The sequence below is a fragment of the Devosia indica genome (genome assembly GCF_003056405.1).
GTDB lineage: Bacteria > Pseudomonadota > Alphaproteobacteria > Rhizobiales > Devosiaceae > Devosia > Devosia indica.
The window spans coordinates 29865-54104 of sequence record NZ_PYVZ01000018.1 but is presented as its reverse complement, the minus strand read 5'-3'; the positions used below and the strand labels follow the sequence as shown (position 1 = coordinate 54104).

Annotated in this window: 22 protein-coding genes; 11 read left to right on the top strand and 11 right to left on the bottom strand. The window is 61.8% G+C overall.

What is annotated here, in order from left to right; all coding sequences use genetic code 11:
* Positions 1 to 6: 6 nt before the first annotated feature.
* Genes DDE76_RS16045 through ureG form a run of 5 tightly spaced genes read left to right on the top strand, consistent with a single transcriptional unit; the run spans position 7 to position 2806 of the window.
* A complete protein-coding gene (locus tag DDE76_RS16045) occupies positions 7 to 594 on the top strand; it encodes a hypothetical protein (RefSeq protein WP_104893793.1) in 588 nt (195 codons plus the stop codon).
* Between the two features lie 5 nt (positions 595 to 599).
* Positions 600 to 1073, top strand: a complete 474-nt coding sequence (locus DDE76_RS16040; protein WP_104893792.1) for an urease accessory protein UreE — start codon at positions 600 to 602, stop codon at positions 1071 to 1073.
* On the top strand, positions 1070 to 1726 hold the full coding sequence (locus DDE76_RS16035) for an urease accessory protein UreF (protein WP_245892007.1): 657 nt from the start codon (positions 1070 to 1072) through the stop codon (positions 1724 to 1726). The genes DDE76_RS16040 and DDE76_RS16035 overlap by 4 nt, the downstream gene beginning before the upstream one ends.
* The gene (locus tag DDE76_RS16030; RefSeq protein WP_104893791.1) at positions 1723 to 2154 is read left to right on the top strand and encodes a DUF3995 domain-containing protein; all 432 of its coding nucleotides are present in this window, start codon (positions 1723 to 1725) and stop codon (positions 2152 to 2154) included. Before DDE76_RS16035 ends, DDE76_RS16030 begins: the two co-directional genes overlap by 4 nt.
* A 19-nt stretch (positions 2155 to 2173) precedes the next feature.
* A complete protein-coding gene (ureG, locus tag DDE76_RS16025; protein WP_104894970.1) occupies positions 2174 to 2806 on the top strand; it encodes an urease accessory protein UreG in 633 nt (210 codons plus the stop codon).
* Positions 2807 to 2809: 3 nt separating this feature from the next.
* On the opposite strand, the gene DDE76_RS16020 is transcribed toward ureG, so the two are convergent.
* Complete coding sequence (locus DDE76_RS16020) at positions 2810 to 3733, bottom strand: SDR family oxidoreductase (RefSeq protein ID WP_104893790.1); 924 nt, start codon at positions 3731 to 3733, stop codon at positions 2810 to 2812.
* A gap of 107 nt (positions 3734 to 3840) precedes the next feature.
* Between DDE76_RS16020 and DDE76_RS16015 the strand changes: the two genes are divergently transcribed.
* Positions 3841 to 4422, top strand: coding sequence for a TetR/AcrR family transcriptional regulator (locus DDE76_RS16015; protein WP_104893789.1), 582 nt, complete (start codon positions 3841 to 3843; stop codon positions 4420 to 4422).
* On the opposite strand, the gene glgX is transcribed toward DDE76_RS16015, so the two are convergent.
* The 8 genes from glgX to DDE76_RS15975 form a co-directional block, all read right to left on the bottom strand.
* A complete protein-coding gene (gene glgX / locus DDE76_RS16010; RefSeq protein ID WP_245892006.1) occupies positions 4419 to 6431 on the bottom strand; it encodes a glycogen debranching protein GlgX in 2013 nt (670 codons plus the stop codon). The genes DDE76_RS16015 and glgX overlap by 4 nt on opposite strands.
* 7 nt (positions 6432 to 6438) lie before the next feature.
* A complete protein-coding gene (locus tag DDE76_RS16005) occupies positions 6439 to 8073 on the bottom strand; it encodes an alpha-D-glucose phosphate-specific phosphoglucomutase (RefSeq protein WP_104893787.1) in 1635 nt (544 codons plus the stop codon).
* Positions 8054 to 9514 carry a glycogen synthase GlgA gene (gene glgA, locus DDE76_RS16000; RefSeq protein ID WP_104894969.1) on the bottom strand — a complete coding sequence of 487 codons (1461 nt, stop codon included), beginning with the start codon at positions 9512 to 9514 and terminating at the stop codon, positions 8054 to 8056. The genes DDE76_RS16005 and glgA overlap by 20 nt, the downstream gene beginning before the upstream one ends.
* Entirely contained in the window at positions 9514 to 10785 is a 1272-nt protein-coding gene (gene glgC, locus DDE76_RS15995; protein WP_104893786.1) for a glucose-1-phosphate adenylyltransferase, read from the bottom strand. Before glgC ends, glgA begins: the two co-directional genes overlap by 1 nt.
* A 57-nt stretch (positions 10786 to 10842) precedes the next feature.
* Positions 10843 to 13044 (bottom strand): 1,4-alpha-glucan branching protein GlgB, encoded by a 2202-nt coding sequence (gene glgB, locus DDE76_RS15990; RefSeq protein ID WP_104893785.1) that lies wholly within the window; start codon positions 13042 to 13044, stop codon positions 10843 to 10845.
* Positions 13045 to 13141: 97 nt separating this feature from the next.
* Positions 13142 to 15613: a glycogen/starch/alpha-glucan phosphorylase gene (locus tag DDE76_RS15985; RefSeq protein ID WP_104893784.1), complete on the bottom strand. Its 2472-nt coding sequence runs from the start codon at positions 15611 to 15613 to the stop codon at positions 13142 to 13144.
* A gap of 97 nt (positions 15614 to 15710) precedes the next feature.
* Entirely contained in the window at positions 15711 to 17567 is a 1857-nt protein-coding gene (locus tag DDE76_RS15980) for a monovalent cation:proton antiporter-2 (CPA2) family protein (protein ID WP_104893783.1), read from the bottom strand.
* Between the two features lie 84 nt (positions 17568 to 17651).
* Positions 17652 to 18902, bottom strand: coding sequence for an AI-2E family transporter (locus tag DDE76_RS15975; RefSeq protein WP_104893782.1), 1251 nt, complete (start codon positions 18900 to 18902; stop codon positions 17652 to 17654).
* A gap of 144 nt (positions 18903 to 19046) precedes the next feature.
* Between DDE76_RS15975 and DDE76_RS15970 the strand changes: the two genes are divergently transcribed.
* Entirely contained in the window at positions 19047 to 19988 is a 942-nt protein-coding gene (locus tag DDE76_RS15970; RefSeq protein ID WP_104894968.1) for a nucleoside hydrolase, read from the top strand.
* Positions 19989 to 20101: 113 nt separating this feature from the next.
* Complete coding sequence (locus DDE76_RS15965; RefSeq protein ID WP_104893781.1) at positions 20102 to 20653, top strand: fasciclin domain-containing protein; 552 nt, start codon at positions 20102 to 20104, stop codon at positions 20651 to 20653.
* Positions 20654 to 20718: 65 nt separating this feature from the next.
* Here the strand turns inward: DDE76_RS15965 and DDE76_RS15960 are convergent, their stop codons facing one another.
* On the bottom strand, positions 20719 to 22296 hold the full coding sequence (locus DDE76_RS15960; protein WP_104893780.1) for an ABC-F family ATP-binding cassette domain-containing protein: 1578 nt from the start codon (positions 22294 to 22296) through the stop codon (positions 20719 to 20721).
* A 183-nt stretch (positions 22297 to 22479) separates the two neighbouring features.
* Here DDE76_RS15960 and DDE76_RS15955 point away from each other — a divergent pair, with 183 nt between their 5' ends.
* The 3 genes from DDE76_RS15955 (at position 22480) to DDE76_RS15945 (ending at position 23708) form a co-directional block, all read left to right on the top strand.
* Positions 22480 to 23091 carry a LysE family translocator gene (locus tag DDE76_RS15955; RefSeq protein WP_104894967.1) on the top strand — a complete coding sequence of 204 codons (612 nt, stop codon included), beginning with the start codon at positions 22480 to 22482 and terminating at the stop codon, positions 23089 to 23091.
* Between the two features lie 61 nt (positions 23092 to 23152).
* Positions 23153 to 23374 carry a hypothetical protein gene (locus tag DDE76_RS15950; protein ID WP_104893779.1) on the top strand — a complete coding sequence of 74 codons (222 nt, stop codon included), beginning with the start codon at positions 23153 to 23155 and terminating at the stop codon, positions 23372 to 23374.
* A 115-nt stretch (positions 23375 to 23489) separates the two neighbouring features.
* Positions 23490 to 23708: a hypothetical protein gene (locus tag DDE76_RS15945; RefSeq protein WP_104893778.1), complete on the top strand. Its 219-nt coding sequence runs from the start codon at positions 23490 to 23492 to the stop codon at positions 23706 to 23708.
* Here DDE76_RS15945 and DDE76_RS15940 read toward each other — a convergent pair.
* Entirely contained in the window at positions 23705 to 24226 is a 522-nt protein-coding gene (locus DDE76_RS15940) for a DUF2087 domain-containing protein (protein WP_104893777.1), read from the bottom strand. The two genes, DDE76_RS15945 and DDE76_RS15940, sit on opposite strands and share 4 nt — an antisense overlap.
* Positions 24227 to 24240 lie beyond the last annotated feature (14 nt).

Below are 24240 nucleotides of genomic sequence, written 5' to 3'. Positions count from 1 at the left end.
CCGCCCATGGTGCCCGACATTGCCCAGCAACTGTTTCCCCATATACGCATCGTCATGGGGACGATCATCGGCCTGGGGATCACCCGGCTGCTGATGACCATTGCGGGCATCATCCAGCATCCACACCGCGCCAAACGCTCGCTTTTGCACCTGCTCTGGATCGGCTCGATGCTGCTTGAGCTGGTGCTGTTCTGGTGGTGGGAATTTGCCTTGCACGAGATCGCCGTCTGGTACTTTGGCCTCGTGCTCTTCATCATGGGATACGCCACCACGCTGTTCCTGATGACGGCCCTGCTCTCACCCGATTCCATCTCCGAATATACTGGCTACGAAGACTTCTTCCTCCAGCGGCGACACTGGTTCTTCGGCCTGTTGGGCGCCACCTTCGTGCTCGACACGATCGATACGCTGATCAAGGGCCAGGCCCATTGGGCTCAGTTCGACTGGAGCTATTTCGGTCAGGTGCCCCTGGGGATTCTGCTCTGTGTCCTGGCTTGGCGCAGTGCCGACAAGCGCCTGCACCTCAGTATTGTGGCGGTGCATATCGCCTATCAAATCTTCCTCATCATCCGCTATTTCAACACGGTCAGTTAGTTTCCATGCGCCGCGCCACTGCTCATTTGCCCGCCAATCACGGCAAGACCCCCATCATCGACACCATCACCCTGGCCCATGACGAGCGCCGGCTACGGCGCAAACTGCTGACCGGCGCCAAGGGCACTGAAGTCATGGTGGATTTTCCCGGCACAGTGACCCTCGACCATAACGGGGCGCTGGAACTGGAGGGCGGCGAGCTGGTCGGCGTGTTGGCGGCCCAGGAACCGCTCTACGAAATTCGCGCCCGGGATGCTGGCCATTTGCTGCGCCTCGCCTGGCATATCGGCAATCGACATACCCCGGCGCAACTGGAACCCGACCGCATCCTGATCAAGCGCGATCACGTCCTCAAGACCATGCTGGAAGGGCTGGGCGCCAGCGTCGCAAATGTCACCGAACCGTTCTTTGCCGAACATGGCGCCTATCATGCCCACACCCATGGCGATGGCGGCCACGCCCTGTTGAACCGCAAGTGAGCGCCGACCTGCAAAAGCTGCTGACCTGGATGTCCCCGGCCTTCCCGGTCGGGGCCTTTGCCTGGTCCGCCGGTCTTGAGACCGCTATTGCGCAGGGCACCGTGTCCGACCGCGCGACCGCCCAGGACTGGATTTCCGGCGTGCTGCATCACGGCACCCTCAAGACCGACGCGATCCTGCTCGGCCATGCCCATAAGGCTCATGCCGACAAGGCAAAGCTGGCCGAACTTGCCGATCTATGCCTCGCCTTGACCGCCGCCCATGAGCGGCACGCCGAAACCACCATCACCGGGAACGCCTTCGTGCTCGCCAGCGCGGCATGGCCGGCCGCAACGCCGGTGCCGCTCCCCGTGCCCTGCCCCTACCCCATCGCCATTGGCGCCTTGGCTCGTGCCCATGGCATCGATCGCCGCGACACGCTGATCGCCTTCCTCACCACAACCGCCCATAGCCAGGTGTCGGTGGCCGTCCGCCTCGTGCCCATCGGCCAGACTGACGGCCTCGCCATCATGGCGGCGCTCGAACCGGCCATCGCGCAAATGGCCGATCTGTGCCTTCATGCCGCACTGGACGATATTGGCGGCGTGGCCTATGGCGCAGATATTGCGCAGATGCAGCACGAAACGCTCAGAACGAGGATTTTCCGGTCATGAACATGCTTTTCGCCTCATTGATGTTCATCGGCCTGTTTTCTGTCTCGATTGCCCATCTGATGTGGGCCCTCGGCCGCACCTGGCCGATCCGCGATGAGAAACTGCTGGCCCAGACGGTGGTGGGCTTCAAGGACATCGAGCGCATGCCGCCCAGACTGGCTTCGCTCGCTGTCGCCGTGGCCACATTCACCGCCGGTTGTTTTGCCCTGGCCCTGGCCGATCACGACAGCGGCGGATGGCAGCTCAATCTGACCGGTTTCGGCTTCGCTGCCGTGTTCCTGGCCCGCGGCATCATCGGCTATACGCCCTGGTGGGCGGGGGTGACGCCCGAACCCAATTTCCGTCTCAATGACCGCCGGGTCTATTCCCCGCTCTGCCTGTTCCTGGGGCTGGGCTTCCTGCTACTCATCTATCTGCGTCTCATCTGAAACACACATGGAGCAAGTCATGTCCAAGAGCCTCAACGGACCCCTGCGTATCGGCATTGGCGGGCCTGTCGGCTCGGGCAAGACCACCTTGTGTGAAATGCTGCTCAAGGCGATGCGCGACCGCTATTCCATGGCCGTGGTGACCAATGACATCTACACTCAGGAGGACGCGCTGATCCTCTCGCGCGCCCAGGCCATTTCCGAGGACCGCATTGTCGGCGTCGAAACCGGCGGCTGCCCGCATACCGCCATCCGCGAAGACGCCTCGCTGAACCTGGCCGCCATCGACGATCTCAACCGCAAGTTCCCCGATCTGGACATCGTGCTGATCGAGAGCGGCGGGGATAATCTGGCGGCCACCTTCTCGCCCGACCTGGCTGACCTCACCATCTATGTGATTTCGGTCGCCCAGGGCGAAAAGATCCCGCGCAAGGGCGGCCCCGCAATTTCGCGCTCTGACCTCCTGATCATCACCCATACCGACCTGGCGCCCTATGTCGGCGCCAGCCTCGAGGTGATGGAAAGCGACACGCAGAAGGTGCGCGAGGGCCGGCCCTATGTCTTCACCGACCTGCTGCGCCGCGAAAGCCTCGACCAGATCATCGGCTTTATTGAAAAGCATGGTGGGTTTGTCGCCGCGGCGGCGGAATAGCGCTCAGGCATATTCGCCAAAGGTGATGCCGGTCATCTGCTCGGACAGGGTCCAGAGCCGCCCGGCGACCGCTTTGTCCAGCGCCTGCTGCGGCACTTTCGATGGTGCCGGATAGCCGCGGGTTTCCGACAATCCATTGGGGCCGTAATAGCCGCCGCCCTCGGCATCCGGCGCCGTCGCCGCATAAAGCGTCGGCAAGGCGCCCTGTGCCGCCGGCTGGAACAGGAACCACAGATAGGTCCTGACCAGCCCCTGCGCGCTCATCCGCCCCGGAGCGTTATGCAGCAGATCAGTGCGTGACACGCCGGGATGGGCGGCGATGCTGGTGATGCCCCAATTGCCGGCCAGGCTCCTGCGTTGCAGTTCGAACGCAAACATCAGGCAGGCCAATTTGGATTGGCCATAGACCTCCATCGGCACATATCCCGACGCATATTGCAGATCGGCAAAATTGATCTGGCCGTTGCGGGCCGCAACGCTGGAAAGAGTCACCACGCGCGGTTGCTTGCTCTTGCGCAGGAGCGGCATCAAACCCGCCGTCAGGGCGAAGTGCCCGAGATAATTGGTCCCCAACTGCAACTCGAATCCGTCCGCGGTTTCCTTGCGCTGCGGTGGCACCATCACCCCGGCATTGTTGATCAGGAGGTCGATATGGCTCCGCTGCTGATCAAGCCGTGCGACAAAGGTCGCAACCGATTTGAGACTTGCCAGGTCGATCTCCCCGAACTGGACTTTGGCGCCCGGCACCTCGCTGCGGATCCTGTCTACCGCTTGGGCACCCTTGCGGGCACTGCGCCCGGCAATGATCACCTCCGCCCCGGCCCGCGCCAAGGCCAGCGCATCCTCAAGCCCCAGGCCGCCCGTTCCAGTGACCACTGCCACACGTCCTTCTTGCGGAGGCATATCCGCCGCAGTCCATCTGTTCATCTGTCTAGCCCTTCCGATTTTGCACTCAGTGCAGAATTAAATATTGCACTCAGTGCACAATTGCAAGAGGGCGCCTTCCGCGATAGGACAGCGTCAGGACACTTGGGATGAAAATGGGACTCCGGGAAGAAAAGCGGCAACAGACCCTCAAGCGCATCACCCAGAGCGCCATGAGTCTGTTTACCAAACACGGCTACGAGGCAACGACGCTAGACGCCATTGCGGAGGCCGCAGGCATTTCGCGGCGAACCTTCTTTCACTATTTCAAGTCCAAGGATGAAATTCTGCTCTCCCAGCAGGCCGGACTGGGTGAGCAACTGGTGGGGGCTCTGGCATCCGAACCCACTCGCGGTTCACCCGCAGAGACCCTGCAGGCAGCCATGCGGAAGATCGCAGCGTCCTATCCGCTGGAAGAACTGGTAGCCATAGACAAGCTGATGATGTCGATCGAAGCGGTGCAGTCGCGCAAGCAGGCGAACTACATCCGCGACGAGCATTTGCTGCTTGAGGCGCTGCGTGAACGCTGGCCAGAGGAAAGCGACATGTCCCTGCGCCTTGCTGCCCAGATGGCGATCGGCCTGACACGCCTGTCACTCGATGCGTGGCGCAGCGATGGCAGCACGAGGCCGATCATCGACTACCTCGATCTTGCCATCGCCGAATTGCGCCGGGAGTTTGGCGGCGCCTAGCTGGCCTTGGGCCGCACCAATGCCACCACGGATCGGGGCGGCAAGGTTGCCGTGCCTTCAGTGAAGGCGACCTCGAATGACTGGTCGGACTGGATGCCGACGGCCCACTCCCCTTCTGGCAGACGCGCCACGACCGGCTCCACGCGACGGTTGAACCAGACCAGCACGTCATCGTCCTTGTGCCGCAGATGCATGCCCAGCACCGAGGCGCCGGAATCGTTCCAGTCCGCTTCGGTCATTTCGCGTCCATCCGGGTGCAGCCAAACGACATCGCGGGCACCATTGCGATCCTGGCCGGTCAGCCAGTGGTCATGACTGACCGCGGGATGCGCCTTGCGGAAAGCTTGCAACGCACCGACGAAATCCACCAGCGCACCGTCGCCATTCTCCCAGTCGACCCAGGTGATCTCATTGTCCTGGGCATAAGCGTTATTATTGCCCTGCTGGGTGCGATACATCTCGTCGCCCTGCTGGATCAGGGGTGTCCCGCGTGAGAGGAACAGCGTGGCCAGCAGCGCCCGCACATCGCGCTTGCGGGCATGATTGATCGCTTCGTCATCTGTTTCGCCTTCAACCCCGCAATTCCAAGAGGAATTGTGGTTGTGGCCGTCGCGATTGTTCTCGCCATTCGCTTCGTTGTGCTTGTCGTGATAGCTGACAAGGTCACGCAGGGTGAACCCGTCATGCACGGCCAGCATGTTGACCCCGGCGCTGGGCTTGCGGCCCGCAACATCGAAGATTTCCGCCGATCCCGACACCTTGCCGGCCAGCGCCCCGATCTTGCCGTTCTCGCCTTTCCAGAAGGCGCGGATCTCATCGCGGTAGGTATCGTTGTGCTCGGCAAATTCCTTGCCGAACTTGCCCAACCCATAGCCGCCCGGACCCGGATCCCAGGGTTCGGCGACCAGGATCGCCTTTTTCAGCACCGGATCGGCCTTGATCTTTTCCAGCATCTCGGCTTCCGGGTTGAATCCCGGATCACGGCCCAGAATGGTCGCCAGGTCGAAGCGGAAGCCCGATACGCCCAACTCCTCGACGTAATAGCGCAGGCTCTCGATCACCAGACGCTGCACGGCGGGATGGTCGCAGCGCAGCGTATTGCCGGTGCCGGTATCGTTGACCAGATGCTTTTTGCCATCCACCTCGACCCAGCGATAATAGGTCTGCGGATCAAGCCCCATCATCGAGAGGATCGGGCCCTGGCTGTCGCCCTCGCCGGTGTGGTTATAGACCACATCCAGGATCACCGAGATGCCGGCCTTGCGATAGGCATCGGTCATCACCCGCATTTCCTGCGGGCCGCGTGGGGCCAGTCGCGGATCCACCGCAAAATAGGCCACCGGGTTGTAACCCCAGGCATTGGTGAGCCCGAGCTGGGGAAGATGTCCCTCGTCGATCCAGGCCGCTGTCGGCATGAGCTGAATGGTATCAACGCCCAGATACTTGAAATGATCGATCACCCGCCGCGTCGTCAGCCCGGCCACGGTCCCGCGCAGCGGACCCTGCACGCTGGGATGCCGCATGGTGAACCCGCGCACATTGAGTTCGTAGTAAAGGCCCGGCGCCTTTTTTCGGGGCTGAGCGGGGTCATTGCCGCCGCCCGGCACGATGGCCTTGGGCACCAGCTCAGCGGTATCCACCGCATCCTCGCGCGCCAGCCTCAGGCGCGGCGAGCGCACGAACACCCGGTCCAGATGGCGTGCGTAGGGATCAACCAGAAGCTTGTTCGGATCGAAGAAATAGCCCTGGTCGGGATCATAGGGGCCATCGGCCCGCAGGCCATAGCGCGCGCCTGGTCCGACATTGGCGATCAGCCCGGCATGCACATTGTCCTGGTGGACGTCCAGCTCGAACCGGTCGATCTCCTTGTCCTGCTCGTCAAACAGGCACACCCAGATCGCGCTCGCGCTTTCAGAATAGACGGCGAAATTGACGCCCTCCGTCGTAACGGAGGCGCCCAGATGGTCTGTGTGCCCACCATGGGGCACCAATGCTGGCTTGGTGGACAAGGCGAACCTAGGTGATGACGCTGGGGGCATCTCGCCCAGTTCTGGATTTGACCCCGGCAAGGGCCTCGGCGATCCCGATAAGGGGCTCGAGTGCGAGCTGGGTATCGAGATCATGGCGTCCATCGCTGGCCTCATAGCGTTCAAGGTAGAGCCGCAACGTGGCGCCCACCGTGCCGGTTCCGGAAAGCCGGAGCACTATTCGCGAGCCATCGGTAAAGCCAATGCGAACGCCCTGCTTGGCGCTGGTCGAGCCATCGACCGGATCGTGATAGGTGAAGTCGTCGGCAAAGGCGACCTGCAGGTCATCTTCGAAAATCCTGCCGGCCAGGTTCGGCAATTGCGCCCGCAGATCCTCGACCAGCTTGCCGGCGATGGCCGCATCGACCTCTTCATAATCGTGCCGCGTATAGTAGTTGCGGCCATAGATCTTCCAGTGTTCGCGCACGATCTCGTCGACGCTCTGCTTGCGCACTGCCAGGATGTTGAGCCAGAGCAACACGGCCCAGAGCCCGTCTTTCTCGCGCACATGGTTCGAACCGGTACCGGCACTTTCCTCGCCGCAAATGGTGACGCGGCCGGCATCAAGCAGATTGCCGAAGAATTTCCAGCCCGTCGGCGTCTCATGCATCTCTATGCCAAGCTTTTCGGCCACGCGATCCGCGGCCGCACTGGTCGGCATGGAGCGGGCGATGCCGGCAATGCCTTGCTTATAGCCCGGCGCCAGATGCGCGTTGGCCGCCAGCAGCGCCAGCGAATCCGAAGGCGTCACGAAGCGGTTCTTGCCGATGATCAGATTGCGGTCGCCGTCACCATCGGAGGCCGCGCCAAAATCGGGGCCGTCCGGGGTCATCAGCAGGTCGTACATGTCCTTGCAATAGACCAGGTTCGGGTCTGGATGCCCGTTATTGAAGGTGGGCGAAGGCGTGCCGTTGACGACCGTGCCTTTGGGTGCCCCAAGCATGCCTTCAAGAATGGCGTGAGCGTAGGGGCCGGTCACCGCATGCATGGCGTCGAACGTCATGCGGAAGCCACCGGCAAACATTGCACGGATAGCATCGAAGTCGAACAGGCTCTGCATCAGCGCTGCGTAATCGGCCACCGGATCGATCACCTCGACCACCATGCCGCCGACCTGCTGCGTGCCAATCAGATTGAGGTCGATATCAGGCGTGTCGAGCGTCTTGTAGCTGTCGATCACCTGGGTTCGTGCATAGACCGCGTCGGTGATCCGCTCGGGCGCCGGACCGCCATTGCCCACATTGTATTTGATACCGAAATCGCCATCCGGTCCGCCCGGATTGTGGCTGGCCGACAGCACCAGCCCGCCAAAGGCCTTGTAGTGGCGGATGATATTGCTGGCCGCCGGGGTAGAGAGAATACCGCCCTGACCGACCAAGACCTTGCCAAAGCCATTGGCCGCGGCAAGGCGAATGGCCTTCTGGATCGCGACATCATTGAAGAACCGGCCATCCCCGCCAATCACCAGCGTCTGGCCAGCAAAGCCTTCCAGGCTGTCAAAGATCGACTGGATGAAGTTCTCGACATAATTGGGTTGGCTGAAGACCGGCACCCGTTTCCTCAGACCAGAGGTACCGGGTTTCTGGTCGGTATAGGGTGTTGTCTCAATCGTCTTGGCTGTCATCTGTCGAATATCCGATCAATGAGGCATAAAGCTGGGCATAGCGGTTGGCGCTGGCTTCCCAGCTCACATCCGACTTCATCCCCCGCCTCTGCATTTTTTTCCATGATTTTTCATCGGCATAGAGCACCAGGATGCGCCGGATCGCATCCGCAAGGGCCGCTTGGCTGGGCGGCGCGAACTGCACGCCGGTCGCCACCTCGGCCTGGATCGCCGCCACATTGGCGTCAATGATGGTGTCATTGAGCCCGCCCACCCGGCTGACCAGCGGCACGCAGCCATAGCGCAGCGCATAAAGCTGGGTCAGCCCGCACGGTTCGAATCGGGAGGGCACCATCATCACATCGGCCCCGCCCTGCACCAGATGGCTGAGCGCTTCATTGTAGCCAGTCACCAGGCCGACCTTGCCCGGATGGGCCTTGGCTGCGCTGCGAATGGCATTTTCAAGCTCCGTATCGCCAGAGCCAAGCACCGCCAGTTGCCCCCCCGATTCCACGATCAGCGCAATATTGGCGGCGAGCAGGTCTATGCCCTTTTGCCAGGTCAGCCGGCTGACCACGGCAAAGAGCGGCCCGTCCAGAGGCTCCAGTCCAAACGCCTCCTGCACGGCACGCTTGTTGACTGCGCGCCCCTGCACGGTACCGGCTGTATAGGTCTGCGCCAGCGCCGGATCCGTGGCCGGATTCCAGGTATTCATGTCGATGCCGTTGAGCACCCCATACACCGTGGCCGAGCGATTATTGAGCAGCCCGTCGAGCCCCATGCCAAAGTCTGGCGTACGGATTTCGGCGGCATAGGTGGGGGATACCGTGGTCACCACATCGGCACATTCCACGCCGGCCTTGAGATAGCCCACCCCGCCGTAATATTCGACGCCATCCACGGAGAAGGCACGGGCCGGCAATCTGAGCTGCGCGAAGATCTCGGCCCCGAACGTACCCTGGAAGGCCATGTTGTGCACGGTCATCACTGTTTTGATGGTCGAGGACGGCCCGAACTTGACATAGGCAGGCGCCAGCCCGGCCTGCCAGTCATGGGCATGGATCACCTGCGGCCGATAGCCCTCCACCAGCCCCATCCCTAGTTCGGACGCCACCCAGCTCAACGCCGCGTAGCGCTTCCAATTGTCCGGCCAGTCCCAGCCTTCGGGCCCCATATAGGGATTGCCCGGCCGGTCATAGAGCGAAGGGGCGTCGAGCACGATCAGGTCGAGCCCTTCCACCCGCCCGGCAATCAACCGGGCGGACACGCCGAACAGATCTTCGAACCGCGCCACTTCCCGCCCACCGGACATCTTGCCCAAGACCGCCGGATAGCCGGGCACCAGCGTGCGCATGGTGACCCCGGATTCGCTGAGCGCACCGGGCAGCGCGCCAGCCACATCGGCTAGACCGCCAGTTTTGATCAGCGGATAAATTTCGGAAGCGACCGAGAGAACTTCGATCATCGATCCGCCAGATATCTGTTGATCATGGCCTGGGTAATCAGCGTCACGCCTTCATCGGACCGGCGGAACCATTTGGCGTCGAACTCGGGATCTTCGCCCACCACCAGGCCTTCGGGAATGTTGACACCGCGATCAATCACCACCCGCTTGAGCCGCGCATTGCGACCGATATCGCAATAGGGCAGCACGACTGCTTCCTCGAGCATGGAATAGGAGTGCACTCTGGAGCCGGTCGACAGCAGCGTGCGCTGCAGATGCCCGCCCGAGATGATGCAGTCGCCAGAAACCAGCGAGTTGACGGCGGAGCCGCGGCGGCCGTCGAAATCGTGTACGAACTTGGCTGGCGGGGTGATCTCGGCATAGGTCCAGATCGGCCAGTCGCGATCATAAAGATCGAGCTGCGGCTTGATGTCGGTCAGGTCGATGGACGCTTTCCAGTAGGCGTCGATTGTGCCCACATCGCGCCAATAGCTGACTTCTTCATTGCTCGAGCGGACGCAGGAACGCGGGAAGCGGTGCGCCCAGGCAGTGCCGTTCTTGACGATATAGGGGATGATGTCCTTGCCGAAGTCGCGATTGGACCCTTCGGTCGCCGCATCGCGCTTGAGCTGCTCCATCAGGAAGCGCGTCTCGAACACATAGATGCCCATTGAGGCCAGCGCCATGTCGGGCTTGTCGGGAATGCCCGGAGGATCCTTGGGCTTTTCGACGAAATCAACCACCCGATCGCGGCCATCGACATGCATCACGCCGAAACCGGTGGCTTCCATGCGCGGGACCTCGAGGCAGCCGATGGTAACATCCGCGCCCGTGTCCACATGCTGGCGGAGCATGATTTCGTAGTCCATCTTGTAGATGTGGTCGCCCGCAAGAATAACGATGTAGCGGGCACCGGAATCCTCGATGATGTCCATGTTCTGGTACACCGCATCGGCAGTGCCGGCATACCACATGTCCTCGCGCACCCGCTGGCTGGCCGGCAGCACGTCAAAGCTCTCATTGCGTTCGGGCCTGAGGAAGTTCCATCCGCGCGACAGGTGACGGATCAGGGAATGCGCCTGATACTGCGTGGCCACTGAGATACGGCGAATGCCCGAATTGATGGCATTGGAAAGCGCAAAGTCGATGATGCGCGACTTGCCGCCAAAATACACCGCCGGCTTGGCACGCCGGTCGGTCAGTTCCATCAGACGCGTACCGCGCCCACCCGCCAGCACATAGGCCATGGCCTCACGCGCCAGCGGCGATGGTACTCGATAGTCAGCCATATTATTTCCCTCCGCTTGAGCCCGGCTTCTGCCGGGTCTTATCTCACCCGAGCCGCCTCAGGCCGGCTCATATTTCAGAAACAGTGTCGCCAATGGCGGCAGATAGATTTCCGCCTCGGCCGGCCAGTGCTGCCCCTCGACAGCCTTGGCAACGACCGCGCCCTGGTTGCCGGTGTTGCCACCCGAATACCAACCGGCATCGGTATTGATCCGCTCCACCCAGCGCCCGGCCTTGGGCAGTGGTACCTTGTAGTGACTGCGTGGCACTGGCGTGAAATTGGAGATCACCAGCACCGGATCGGCATCTGGCGCCTTGCGCAGCCAGGCCAGGACCGAATTGGCCTGATCATTGCCGATCACCCATTCGAACCCCTCTGGCTCGCAATCGCGTTCGTACAGCGCCGGCAGGCTGCGATAGGCCGCATTGAGGTCCGCCACCAATCGCCGCATGCCTTCATGGCTCGGCGCGTCGAGCAGATACCAGTCAAGCGCCTGACTCTCGGACCATTCTTCGCGCTGAGCGAACTCCTGGCCCATGAACAGCAGTTTCTTGCCCGGATGGCCCCACATGAAGGCCAGATAGGCGCGCAGATTTGCAAATTGCTGCCAGTCGTCTCCAGGCATTTTCGAAAGCAGCGCGCCCTTGCCGTGCACCACCTCGTCATGGCTTAGCGGCAGCACGAAATTCTCAGTAAACGCGTACATCAGCCCGAAGGTCATATCGTTGTGGTGGAACCGGCGATGGATCGTTTCCCGGCTCATGAACCGCAGGGTATCGTTCATGAAACCCATGTTCCACTTGAACCCGAAACCCAGCCCTCCGGCATAGGTCGGTGAGCTCACACCGGGCCATGCCGTCGATTCTTCTGCGATCATGAAAGCACCGGGGTACTGGCGATAGACCTCGGCATTGACCCGCTGCAGAAAGGCCACGGCCTCCAGGTTCTGGTTGCCGCCATGCTGGTTGGGCACCCACTCGCCGGGCTGTCGCGAATAGTCGAGATAGAGCATTGAGGCGACCGCATCGACCCGCAGCCCGTCGATATGGAACTGGTCGAACCAGAACAGGGCATTGTTCGTGAGGTAGGCCGAAACCTCCTTGCGCCCGAAATTGTAGATCGCTGTGTTCCAGTCCGGATGAAAGCCCTGGCGCGGGTCTTCATGCTCATAGAGCGCGGTGCCGTCGAAATGCGACAGGCCATGCTCGTCCGTCGGGAAATGCGCTGGCACCCAATCCAGGATCACTCCCAGCCCTGCCTCATGGGCTGCATTGACCAGTCGCGCAAACCCGGCCGGATCGCCGAACCGCGCCGTCGGGGCATAAAGCCCGGTCGGTTGATAGCCCCAGCTCGGATCGAACGGATGCTCGGAGATCGGCATCAATTCGAGATGGGTGTACCCCATGTCAGCCGCATAGGGCACGAGTTGCTCGGCAAGCTGGTCATAGGACATGAAGCTGCCGTCGGGTCGCCGCCGCCAGGACCCCAGATGTACCTCGTAAATGGACATGGGCGTGCGGCGCCAGTCACGCGTTGCGCGTTCTTCCATATATTTCTGGTCGGTCCAGGTGAACGGCGTCGGGTCGGGGACCACCGAAGCGGTTCGCGGCCGCATTTCCGCCTGTCGGGCATAGGGGTCCGCTTTCAACGGCAGGACCTGCCCGTTTGGCCCGACGATCTCGTACTTGTAGATGGTGCCCGTGCCCAGCACCGGGATGAACACTTCCCAGATGCCCTGGCGATTGCGCATCGGGTGGCGCCGGCCATCCCAATCATTCCATGGTCCCACCACGGAAACGCGTTGCGCATTGGGGGCCCAGACGGCGAAATGCGTGCCGTGGATGCCCTCGAACTCCATTTCGTGGGCGCCCATCTTGTCGAACAGCCGCAAATGGCTGCCTTCACCGATGTAGTAGTCGTCCATCGGACCGAGCACGGGGCCGAAGGAATAGGGATCATAGACCGTCCAGCTTCCGCCGGCATTTTTGGCCTCATAGCGGATCGGCTGCCGCTCGGTGATGTCCACCTTGGCCTCAAAGAACCCGCCCTTATGGCGCGGGATCATGTGCCCGAGTGGCGCCCCGTCGAGCGTAAAGGCGTTCAGCGTGTCCGCATGGGGCACGAAGGCCCGTAGCACCCGGTGCCCGGCCACCTCGTGAAGCCCAAGAAAGGCAAAGGCATTGCTGTGGCGCCCCGCCACAATGGCTTCGATTTCCCGTTCGTCCGCCTGCCAGCTTTCCTTGCTCACACTCACTCTCACGCTCCCCCAACGGCCTGCCAATCATCCCGGCCGGCCCAACAAAAACTCTGCGCGCAATCCTGATCTTGCGTCAGGTGCGACTGCGCGCGCTTGCGCTCTAGGACGTCGATACGCCCCAGATATCTTCTGCATATTGCCGGATCGTCCTGTCCGACGAGAAAAAGCCCACGCTCGCGGTGTTGCGGATGGCCATGGCCGTCCACTTCTTCTTGTCGCGCCAGATGGCATCGACCTTGGCCTGCGCCGCCACATAGGCATCGAAGTCCCGCGCCACCATGAACCAGTCATGATCATAGAGCCCGCCAATCAGATCGCGATAGCGATGCGGATCATCCGGAGAGAACACACCGGTGGAGATGGAATCCAGCGCCTCGCGCAAGCGCGGCGACGCGTCTATCGCTGCACGCGGCACTTCTGAACGGGCCCGCTTGTCCTCGACCTCGTCCGTGGTCAGCCCGAAGATGACGATATTCTTCTCGCCAACCTCCTTGTGCATCTCCACATTGGCCCCATCCATGGTGCCGATGGTGATGGCGCCATTGGCCATGAACTTCATGTTGCCGGTGCCCGAGGCTTCCATGCCCGCGGTCGATATCTGTTCCGACAGATCCGCCGCCGGCACGATGACCTCGGCCAGGCTCACATTGTAATTGGGCAGGAACACCACCTTGAGCAGGCCACGCACCGCCGGGTCGTTATTGATGACCCGCGCGACGTCGTTGATCAGCTTGATGATCAGCTTGGCGTTCCAGTAACTCGGCGCCGCCTTGCCCGCGAAGATCTTGACCCGTGGCACCCATTCCTTTTCCGGATGGGCGCGGATTTCATCGTAGAGCGCCACGGCATGGATGATGTTGAGCAATTGCCGCTTGTATTCGTGGATGCGCTTGATCTGCACATCGAACATGGCATCGGGGGACACGGTGATGTTCAGCCGGTCCTTGATGAGCTTGGCCAGCTTCTTCTTGTTATTGAGTTTTACCTCGGCGAACTGCTTCTGGAAGCTGGGATCCTCGGCGTGTGGCAAAAGCTGGTGCAGCTTGTCGATATCATCCAGGAATTCCGGCCCGATCCGGTCCGACACCAGTCGCGTCAGCGTCGGGTTGCACTGCATCAGCCAGCGCCGCGGGGTGATGCCATTGGTCTTGTTATTGATGCGCTCGGGATAGAGCCTGTGCAGATCGGCAAACACCGTCTGCTTCATCAGTTCGGTATGCAGCGCCGACACGCCATTGATCGAATGTGATCCGACAAAGGCCAGTTGGCCCATGCGCACCCGGCGGCCGCCATGCTCGTCAATCAGCGACACATTGGCGATCTGCTGATCGGAGAACTTCGTCTTGTTGCGCGCTTCGGCCAGCACATCGGCATTGATCTGATAGACGATCTGCATGTGACGCGGCAGCAGGCGTTCGAGCAGGGCCACCGGCCAGCTCTCCAGCGCCTCGGGCAGCAGGGTATGGTTGGTATAGCCGAACGTGCCCCTGGTGATCTGCCAGGCCTTGGCCCATTTGATCCCGTTGTCATCGACCAGAATGCGCATCAGCTCGGCCACGGAAATGGCGGGATGCGTATCGTTGAGCTGAATCGCCACCTTGTCGGCCAGCGAGCCCAGATCACCATATTGCTGCAGATGGCGGCGGACGATGTCCTGCAGTGAGGCCGAGGAGAAGAAGAACTCCTGGCGCAAGCGCAGCTCCTGCCCCGCCGCTGTCGAGTCTGCAGGGTAGAGCACGCGGGTGATGGCTTCCGCCTTGGCGCTTTCTTCGAGCGCCCCGATATGGTCACCGGAATTGAACTTGTCGAGCAGGATCGGGTCGATGGGTTGCGCGCTCCAGAGACGGAGCGTATTCACCCGCGCCCCGCGCCAGCCGACAATCGGCGTATCAAAGGCCACGGCCAGAAGATGCTCATTCGGCCGCCATTCCTGACGCACCTCACCATCGGGATCGGTGACCGGCTCGACATGGCCGCCAAACCCGACTTCATAGGCACTCTCGCGTCGCTCGAACTCCCAGGGATTGCCGTGAGCCAGCCATTCCTCGGGCAGTTCGACCTGCCAGCCTTCGCTCATTTCCTGCCGGAACAGGCCATGCACATAGCGAATACCATAGCCATAGGCCGGGATTTTCACCGAGGACATGGACTCGAGGAAACAGGCCGCCAGGCGCCCAAGGCCGCCATTGCCCAGCGCTGCGTCTGGCTCGAGATTGATCAGATCGCCCAGATCGACATCGAGATTTTTCAGCGCTTCGGCCACCGGCTCCATCAACCCGACATTGCTCATGGCATCGCGCATCAGCCGCCCGATGAGGAACTCAAGGCTGAGATAGTAGACCCGCTTGTTCGAGGTTCGCCACGTCTCGCGCGAACTCTCCATCCAGCGGTCCATGATCCGGTCGCGCACGGCCAGAATGGTGGCGCGCAACCAGTCATGCGGTCGGGCGACAATCGGATCCTTGCCGACCGAATAGATCAGCTTTTCAAGGATCTCGGCCTGAATGGCCTCAACTGTTATCGCGCGGGGTTCGGGTGTGGGCGCATCGTAAACGATCGGCTTTTGCGGCATCTCGCAATCCAGTGTTCATATCGATGTTCCCCTCAGAATAGGTGCAGTGTTGCACTTAATTTATGCAGGGGAAAGCCCCCGAATATTTCATTGGTGACTAGCTGCCCCGCGCTTGTTCCGCGGACTGGCTTGCAGCAGCCTCTGCCGTCTCCTCGGGAATGGACACGCCACCCTCACGCGCCTGATCCCGCGCATTGCTGATCAGCAATTGGGTCAGGTTGCGCCAGTCCTCGCCACCCAGTTGCAGCTCGAAACGCTGCCGGTCGCGGCTGCGCACGCCCTCGATGACTTCATCGGCCTCTTCATCGGTTGCACCAAGCATCCGGATCGCCTCGCCACCAAAGTTGATCGCCGACTCAAAGGTCTCGCGAATTTGGTATTCCACCCCTGCCCGCACCAGCTCGATGCCGTGCGAGCGATCAAAGGCCCGCGCCATCACCCGCGCGAGAGGAAACTCATCGCGCAGCAATTCGGCAATTCGCGTGGTCTGCGCGCGCTGATCGGTACAGATCAGGATCAGGTCGGCCGTCGATGCGCCCGCCGCCCGAAGGATATCGAGCCGCGTCCCGTCGCCATAATGGACCTTGAATCCGATCTGCGCCGCGGCCCTGATCATATCCGTATCGTTGTCGATAATAGACACAGTGTGTTTGAGGGCCAGCAGCGGCTGGCTGACAATCTGTCCGAAACGGCCAAAGCCGATAATCAGCACCTTGCCGCTCAGACCATCGGCCTCTTCCACTCCATCCATGGACTGCACCGCTTTTGGCATCAGATAGCGCATGCCGATGATGGCAAAGGGCGTGATCACCATCGAGATGATCACCGTTGCCGTGAAGATCGCATTGGTGGGCGCGTCGATCAGGCCGCTGGTGGCGGCGGTGGTGTAGAGCACAAAGGCGAATTCGCCGCCCTGCCCCATCAACACGGCGCGCTCAAGCGCCTCCGCATGATCCGACTTCAGCAGCCGTGCAATGACATAGATCGCTGCCGCCTTGACCAGCATATAGCTTACGACGCTGATCGCAATTAGACCCCAGTTTTCACCGACGACGGACAGGTCGAGCGACATGCCGACCGCCAGGAAGAACAGGCCCAGCAGCAGTCCCCTGAAGGGTTCCACGTCGGCCTCGAGCTGATGCTTGAATGTCGAAGTCGACAGCAATACGCCGGCGAGGAACGCGCCCATGGCCATGGACAACCCGCTGACCTGGAACAGCAAGGCGGCGCCCAGCACCACCAGCAGCGCTGCCGCCGTCATCACCTCGCGCACCTTGGCCTGGGCCAGCAGCGCGAAAAACGGATTCATGATCCGCCGCCCGAGGAAGATCAGCAGTACGATCGCGCCGACGGCGACACCGAAGGAAACCAGCCGGGCGGTCATGCTGACATCGCCGGTCGAGGGCGCCATCAACGTGACAACGGCCAGCAGCGGCACGATGGCGAGGTCTTCGAGCAGCAGCACCGACACCATTTTCTGGCCGCCGGGTGTCGCCAGCTCACCGCGTTCGCCCAGGATCTGCATGACGATCGCGGTCGAGGTCAGCACAAAACCCATGCCGAAGACAAAGGCGACGACGGGCGCGAAGCCCAGCAACACGCCGATTCCGGTCAACAGCGCACCTGAGACCGCGACCTGAATGACGCCCAGGCCAAAGATCTGCTGGCGCAGGGACCAGAGCCGGCCCGGCTCCATTTCCAGCCCGATGATAAAGAGAAACAGCACTACGCCCAGTTCGGCCGCGTGCAGCACCGAGGCCGGATCTGAAATCAGGCCGATGCCCGAGGGCCCAAGCAGCAGGCCCGCCGCCAGATAGCCAAGCACCGAACCGAGACCGATTCGCCGAAATATCGGAACTGCGATGGTTCCTGCTGCCAGCAAGGCCACAACCGGCACAAGGTCGAGACCGTGATGGGCTGCCTCTGCCGCATGGGCCGCTACTTCACCTGCCATGGCTTTTCCCCGTCGCCGTTATTCGGCTGGACACTGGTGTGTCAGACCGATGCCGTCAAGCGCTTGGGAGCGGATGGCAGCTTCCTAGCTGGTGGAGGGCTCGACCCCGGTTGGTCCCGTACCTTGAGGCGGCTCCTCGCGCTCCTGCTTGCGGGCCTCGCTCTCTTCGTCCTGGCGCTTCTCGGCTATCGCCTGAGCCGCATTGGCCAGCAACTCTTCGCGGTCGCTCATCTGGCGCGTACGGCGCACCGGCTTGCGCGGCGCGACTGGCTTGCTGGGCAGGGCATGGGCAATCACCGACTGGGCAATCAGCAAGGTTGGCACCGCCACGAGCCCGCCAACCGGGCCCCAGGCCCAGATCCAGAAGGTGATCGAGAGAAAGATGATGAACGGATTGAGCGTTAGCGATCGGCCAATGAAATGCGGCGTGAAGATCTGACCTTCGATAAAATTGATCCCTGCGTAGCAGGCGACCGGCAACAGGATCTGCCAGAGCTCGGTCTGCGTCCCCAGGCCCACCGCGATCAACACCGTGACCATGATCGCCTGGCCCACATAAGGAATGTAGTTGAGGACAGCCGCCATGGCGCCCCACAGGAGCGGCGACGGCATGCCGATGGCCCACATGGCAATCGACACCGCCGTGCCGACGCATAGATTAATCAGGGTGACCGAGAGCAAAAACCGGCTGACCTTGAGTTCGACATCGCGGAAAACATGAGCCGTGCGCCAGCGCATGCGCCGCGTTACGCACATGGAAAGCACCGACATGCGGATATGATCGCGCGTGGCAACGAAGAAGTAGAGACTGGCCAGGAAGATCGCCACCTGCGCCAGCGCCGCGGGAGCCAGCATGGCCACACCCGTCACCGTGCTGGCATCTTCCACCTGCACGGACATCGCGCCATCTGTGCCGAGGACCGAGGTCAACTGCTCCTGGAACTGGCCGATCGACTCCAGCGGCTCTTTCAGATTGGCCAGTTGCGCCTGCAGCTTCTCCCAGATCAAGGGGGCGCGCGCCACCCATTCGCTCAGCGGCACGGCGAACAGTGTGGCGAACCCTGCAATAACCGTAAGCAGCAGCAGCACCACGACGCCAGCCGAAAGCGCTGGCGGCACGCCCCAGCTTTCCACCCGGTCAGCCACCGGCCCGAACATCAGGCCGACCACAATCGCCAGCATGACAGGAGCAAGAAACACTTGCCCTGCCTGCAACACTGTCAGCAGCACGGCAAACCCAATACCGACCACGGCCAGGCGCGCGGCATTGTTCAGCACACGCTCAAACTGGCTTTGATCGACATCGGCGGGAAGGCCGGCATGGGGATGACGCATTTGGATTTCCACAACTGGGAGGAACTGCAAAAACGCGTCTCGAGCAGCTTTCGTTCCGCCGCGACCAGTTGGTGCATCGACCGCGCCCACGGCCTTGGATAAACTCCGGCCCAAAATCAACGCCTGAGTCTTTTGGAAGCCTTCATGTCCCGCAAGATCATTATCGACACCGACCCCGGACAGGACGATGCCGTCGCCATCCTTCTCGCCCTGGCTTCGCCCGAAGAGCTCGATGTGCTGGGCATTGTCGCGGTGGCCGGCAATGTCGGACTGGCGCAGAATGCGATCAATGCCCGCAAGGTCGTCGAGCTGTCCGGCCGCACCGATATTCCAGTATATGCCGGCTGCTCGCGTCCGATGCGCCGCCATCTCGTCACCGCCGAACATGTGCACGGCGAAACCGGTCTCAACGGCCCCGAACTACCAGATCCTGTCATCCCGCTGCAGGCCCAGCACGGCGTCGACTACATCATCGAAACGCTGATGAACGCCGAACCGAAGACCATCACCCTGTGCACACTGGGTCCCCTGACCAACATCGCCATGGCCCTGGTCAAACAGCCGGCCATTGCCGAGCGCATCCAGGAAATCGTGATGATGGGTGGGGCCTATTTCGAGGTCGGCAACATCACCCCGGCAGCCGAATTCAACATCTATGTCGACCCCGAAGCCGCCGATGTGGTGATGCGCTGCGGTGCCCCGATCACCGTCCTGTCGCTTGATGTCACCCATATGATCCAGTCGACCCCGGCGCGCCTCAAAGCCATCAAGGCGCTGGGCAACCAGTCGGGCGAGGCCGTGCATGCCATGTTGACCTTCTCCGAGACGTTCGATCTCGAAAAGTACGGATGGGATGGCGCGCCCCTGCACGATCCGACAGTCATCGCCTATCTGCTGCAGCCCGAGCTGTTTGAGGGCCGCCACTGCAATGTGACCATCGAAACGGCAAGCGAGCTGACCATGGGCATGACCGTGGCCGATTTCTGGCATGTAACCGGCCGCAGCTACAACGCAACATGGATCCGCAGCGGCGACGCGAATGGCTTCTATGCCCTGCTGACCGAGCGTCTCGCCCGGCTGCCCTGACTTCACGCGAGCGTGATGTGGGGGCTGAAACTGCCCTCACAAGCGCCGCGTAGCTCTCTGTGATCGGACCGGCGAACAAGAAATCGCCGGTCGACACAACAGGGAGAAAAGTCATGTCATTTGCCAAGGCGTCCATCGCCGCTGCCGTTTTTGCCTTTGCCTCGAGCGTCGCTATTGCTCAGGACAATCCCATGGTCGGCGGCGCCGCCATGTTTGCCGACAAGAACATTGTCGAAAACGCCGTCAACTCGGCCGACCACACCACGCTTGTCGCCGCTGTCACGGCTGCCGGCCTTGTCGAAACGCTCCAGAGCCCCGGCCCGTTCACCGTGTTCGCCCCCACCAATGATGCCTTTGGCAAGCTGCCCGATGGTACCGTCGACACGCTGTTGATGGAAGAAAACAAGGACCAGCTAGTCAAGGTGTTGACCGCCCATGTCGTGGCCGGCAAGCTTTCCGCAGGCGATCTGGTCAGCCGCGCCCGCGCCAATGGTGGCCGCTACAACATGCAGACCGTCAGTGGCGATGCCCTCACCGCCGAAGTGCGCGGCTCGCATGTCTATATCTATGATGAAGCTGGCGGCGCGGCCCTGGTGACCATTGCCGATGTCAATCAGTCCAATGGTGTGATTCACGTCGTCGACGACGTCTTGCTGCCGCGATAATCCTTCCTCCCGGCGCGAGAACGGGTCCTGCTGCGATATGGCAGGGCCCGTTTCCGCGTGCGCATCTAGACCAGCGCAAACTCGCGGGTCACCCCGATATTTTCCAGAAATGAGCGGTCGTGGCTGATCACCAGCAGCGCGCCATCATAGGCGCGAAGCCCGGCCTCCACGATCTCGATCGCCTCGATGTCGAGGTGGTTGGTCGGCTCATCCAGCACCACCAGCATGGGCGGGGTCTTCCCACCCAGCACACAGGCCAGGCCCGCGCGCAGCATTTCCCCACCGCTCAGCGTGCCAACGCTCTGCAGGGCCGCGTCATTGCGGAACTTGAACGCGGCCAGCACCGAGCGGCAATCATTGACTGTGCTGTCCGGATTGAGTCGCTGGAAATTGGCCAGGACGGTGTCGCGCCGCTCCAGCAGCCCGACCTGCTGGTCCAGCAGGGCCATTGGCCCGCCAATATGCACATTCCCGCCACGCGGCTGCAAGGCGCCGGTCAGCAGCTTGAGCAATGTGGTCTTGCCCGACCCGTTCGGACCGGTGATGGCAACGCGCTCTGGGCCGATCATTTCAAGACTGGCATTTTTGATGATCGGCGCTTCCGGGTCATAGCCGCCTGTCAGGTCGCTGGCGCGCAGAACCACCTTTCCCGCCGGCAGTCGGCTTGGCGCCAGCTTCACCGCAAAGGGCGACAGCACCTCGATTTTTGAGCGGGCCTCGGCCGCTTGGATCTGTGCCGCATCTGCCTGCTTCTCGGCCAGACGATCCAGCCCGCCGGCGGTCGCTTCGGCGCGCCGCTTCATGCCACCGAGCAGGATCTTGGGCATGTCGCCCTTGGCCGCCTTCTTGCGGCCGCCGGCATCGCGCCGGGCCTGACGTTCGCGCGCGTCCTGCGCCGCCCGCGCTGCATCGCGCACCTGGCGCTCGGCAACGCTGAGGTCACGCTGGACCGCCGCGAGCTCCGAGGCCTTCCGCTCCCGGTAATGGCTGAAATTGCCCCCATAGGTGGTAGCGCCGAGACTGGTCAGCTCGACGATGGCATCCATACGGTCTAGCAGATCGCGGTCATGACTGATGACGATGGCGGCACCCCGCCATTGCGCCAGCATGTCGGCGACGGCTGCGCGGCCATCGGCGTCCAGATTATTGGTCGGCTCGTCGAGCAGGATCAGATCGGGCGCATCGAAGACCAGAGCCGCCAGCGCCGCTCGAGTGCGCTGGCCGCCGGAAAGCGTCCAGAGCAAAGTGTCAGGTCCGACTTCCAGCGCAAGTGCATCGAGTGCCTCGGCCAGTCGCGCCTCAAGCGTCCAGTCGGCCTCTGCCAATTCATCGGCATCGGCTGCTCCCGCCATGGCGCGTGCGAGCAGATCCAGCCCGGCCCGAACGCCAAACAGATCGGCAATGGTTTCATCGGGCCCAGGCTGCACGGACTGGCGCAACACACCAATCCGGCCAACCAGATTGATGGTCCCGGAACCCGGTGTCAGCTCGCCGGTTATCAGGCGCAGCAGCGTGGTCTTGCCCACGCCATTGCGGCCGACTAGCCCGGTGCGACCGGTGCCAAAGCTGAGATCGAGATTGGAGAAAAGCGGCCGGCCGTCAGGGCCGGAATAGGTCAGTTGAGAAAGCGTCACGGAAGGCATGGTTCGTCATATCCTCAGGGGCAAGGCAGATGGGCGTTGCTGTGAGGATGCGATCCATTGGGAACCGTCCGGTCGAGTTGCGCTGGCTCTTACTTAATCGAGCCAGCGGCTGCGTCAACCTCCTGCTGGCCAAATGGCTGACGCGGGGCTAGTGTCCGCCACCACATATTGCCGGATGCCGCCATGGACCTGTTTACCCTTTCCGCCTTCACCATCGCCTATGCCATCGCCGTTCTGGTGCCGGGGCCCGGCGTTGCGGCTGTCGTCGCCCGCGCCCTTGGCGGCGGCTTCAAGGGCGCCTTCCCCATGGTGCTGGGCATTCTGGCCGGCGATTTGGTCTATTTCTTCTTTGCCGTTTTTGGCCTGGCCGCCATCGCCACCTGGTTCGGCCCGGTCTTCACCATCGTGCGCTGGGCCGGCGCCGCCTACCTGCTCTATATCGCCTATAAATTCTGGACTGCCCGCCCCGGCTCCGAACAGATGAAACCTAAGAACGAAGGCCGCTGGAAGACATTCCTGGCCGGATTTTCGCTGACCATGGGCAATCCCAAGACCATTGTCTTCTATCTGGCGATCCTGCCTACAGTCGTGCCGCTGGGCGAGATGACCCCGCTGGCCTTCATCGAGTTGACGGCGATCGTTGTGGTCGTGCTGCTGTTGATCGGCTGCGGCTATGCCTGGCTGGCCTCCGCCGCGCGTGACATGTTCCGCAGCGAAAAAGCCCTTGGCCGCCTCAACAAGACCGCCGGCGCCATGATGGCTGGCGCCGCCGGCCTCGTGGTGACCCAGCACTGACGCCTTTACCAGTCGCTAACCATTTAACGCCCGATTAACCATAATCGGCGAAGCTTGATGCATGGCGTACGGCAGCACCAAGATCAACCGCTACAACATGCATCAGCTCTCCCCTTATGAGCGGATACAGTATCAGCGCGAGCGCCGGGCCGCTGCCGCCGAGATCACCCAGAGAAATGCCAGCATGGCGAATAGCTTCGCCTCGATTCAGAGCAATAGCGCAGTGGAAACCGGCAATCTGTTTTCCAAGATGGCCATGCAGCGCATCTCCAAGACCGCCTGAATATCTGACTGATTTACTTGAAAACCTGTTTGGTCTAGCGAAGCACTGCGCAGCCGCCACAAAACAGACCGAACAAATTTACTTGCCGTAAAGCGCCAAGGTTCAGGCTTGCGCCATGAGCTATTCAGGCAAGATTACGCGCTTCAACATGTATGAGCTCTCATCCTACGAGCGGCTGCAGTATCAGCGTGGCCGCAGGGCGGAGGCTTTGGCCATGGCGCAGAAGCAGGCCGCCCTCGCCAATAGCCTCGCGGCAATCCAGCAGAACCAGGCGGTGGCGATTGGGAACCTTGTCTCCAAGGTTGCCATGCAGCGTATTTCCAAACGCGTCTAGCCTTGGATGGGCGTGATGCGCCGCAGCAATGCGGACAGTTCCGCGGGCGGCTTCTGTTCTATGCGCCGATAGGTGCGCCCGTCGCGCGTCCGCGCGACATAGCCCATATCCACCAGCGCACGCCGCAACAGGGCATGGTCGCCAAAACTGGCCAGACCATTGAGCAATTCGGTATTTTCCCGGTCGGCATAATCCCGCCCCGGCTCCATCCTGGCCCAAAGTGCCCATAGGCATAGCGGCTGCAGGCTGTTCCGCGACGGCCAGCGCATCAGCACGCCCTGGGCATCGAAGTGCCGGGACACTTTCTCCACCAGCGTCAAATCCACGGGTTCGGCCGGTGGCCGCTCCGCACTGGCCGCCTTGAAATGCTGGTAGTTGCGGAACCCCGCGGCCCGCGCCAGCATGGTCAGCATTTCGACGTGGCTGGGCGTGTCATCGGCACCGGCAAGCTGGGTCCGCAGCGATTTGGCGAAGGCCGATAGATCGGGAATGGTCAGGGATTGAATCTGTCTCGACATGGCGCATCCTCAGC

Bases quoted from the DNA above. Each gene is read 5' to 3' on its own strand.
- DDE76_RS16020 (WP_104893790.1), bottom strand. From the start codon at position 3,733: ATGAACAGATGGACTGCGGCGGATATGCCTCCGCAAGAAGGACGTGTG.
- DDE76_RS15940 (WP_104893777.1), bottom strand. From the start codon at position 24,226: ATGTCGAGACAGATTCAATCCCTGACCATTCCCGATCTATCGGCCTTC.
- DDE76_RS15975 (WP_104893782.1), bottom strand. From the start codon at position 18,902: ATGCGTCATCCCCATGCCGGCCTTCCCGCCGATGTCGATCAAAGCCAG.
- DDE76_RS15950 (WP_104893779.1), top strand. From the start codon at position 23,153: ATGGCGTACGGCAGCACCAAGATCAACCGCTACAACATGCATCAGCTC.
- DDE76_RS16005 (WP_104893787.1), bottom strand. From the start codon at position 8,073: ATGACAGCCAAGACGATTGAGACAACACCCTATACCGACCAGAAACCC.
- DDE76_RS15980 (WP_104893783.1), bottom strand. From the start codon at position 17,567: ATGGCAGGTGAAGTAGCGGCCCATGCGGCAGAGGCAGCCCATCACGGT.
- DDE76_RS16015 (WP_104893789.1), top strand. From the start codon at position 3,841: ATGAAAATGGGACTCCGGGAAGAAAAGCGGCAACAGACCCTCAAGCGC.
- DDE76_RS15965 (WP_104893781.1), top strand. From the start codon at position 20,102: ATGTCATTTGCCAAGGCGTCCATCGCCGCTGCCGTTTTTGCCTTTGCC.
- DDE76_RS15960 (WP_104893780.1), bottom strand. From the start codon at position 22,296: ATGCCTTCCGTGACGCTTTCTCAACTGACCTATTCCGGCCCTGACGGC.
- DDE76_RS15945 (WP_104893778.1), top strand. From the start codon at position 23,490: ATGAGCTATTCAGGCAAGATTACGCGCTTCAACATGTATGAGCTCTCA.
- DDE76_RS16040 (WP_104893792.1), top strand. From the start codon at position 600: ATGCGCCGCGCCACTGCTCATTTGCCCGCCAATCACGGCAAGACCCCC.
- ureG (WP_104894970.1), top strand. From the start codon at position 2,174: ATGTCCAAGAGCCTCAACGGACCCCTGCGTATCGGCATTGGCGGGCCT.
- DDE76_RS15955 (WP_104894967.1), top strand. From the start codon at position 22,480: ATGGACCTGTTTACCCTTTCCGCCTTCACCATCGCCTATGCCATCGCC.
- DDE76_RS15985 (WP_104893784.1), bottom strand. From the start codon at position 15,613: ATGCCGCAAAAGCCGATCGTTTACGATGCGCCCACACCCGAACCCCGC.
- DDE76_RS16045 (WP_104893793.1), top strand. From the start codon at position 7: ATGGTGCCCGACATTGCCCAGCAACTGTTTCCCCATATACGCATCGTC.
- glgC (WP_104893786.1), bottom strand. From the start codon at position 10,785: ATGGCTGACTATCGAGTACCATCGCCGCTGGCGCGTGAGGCCATGGCC.
- DDE76_RS16030 (WP_104893791.1), top strand. From the start codon at position 1,723: ATGAACATGCTTTTCGCCTCATTGATGTTCATCGGCCTGTTTTCTGTC.
- DDE76_RS15970 (WP_104894968.1), top strand. From the start codon at position 19,047: ATGTCCCGCAAGATCATTATCGACACCGACCCCGGACAGGACGATGCC.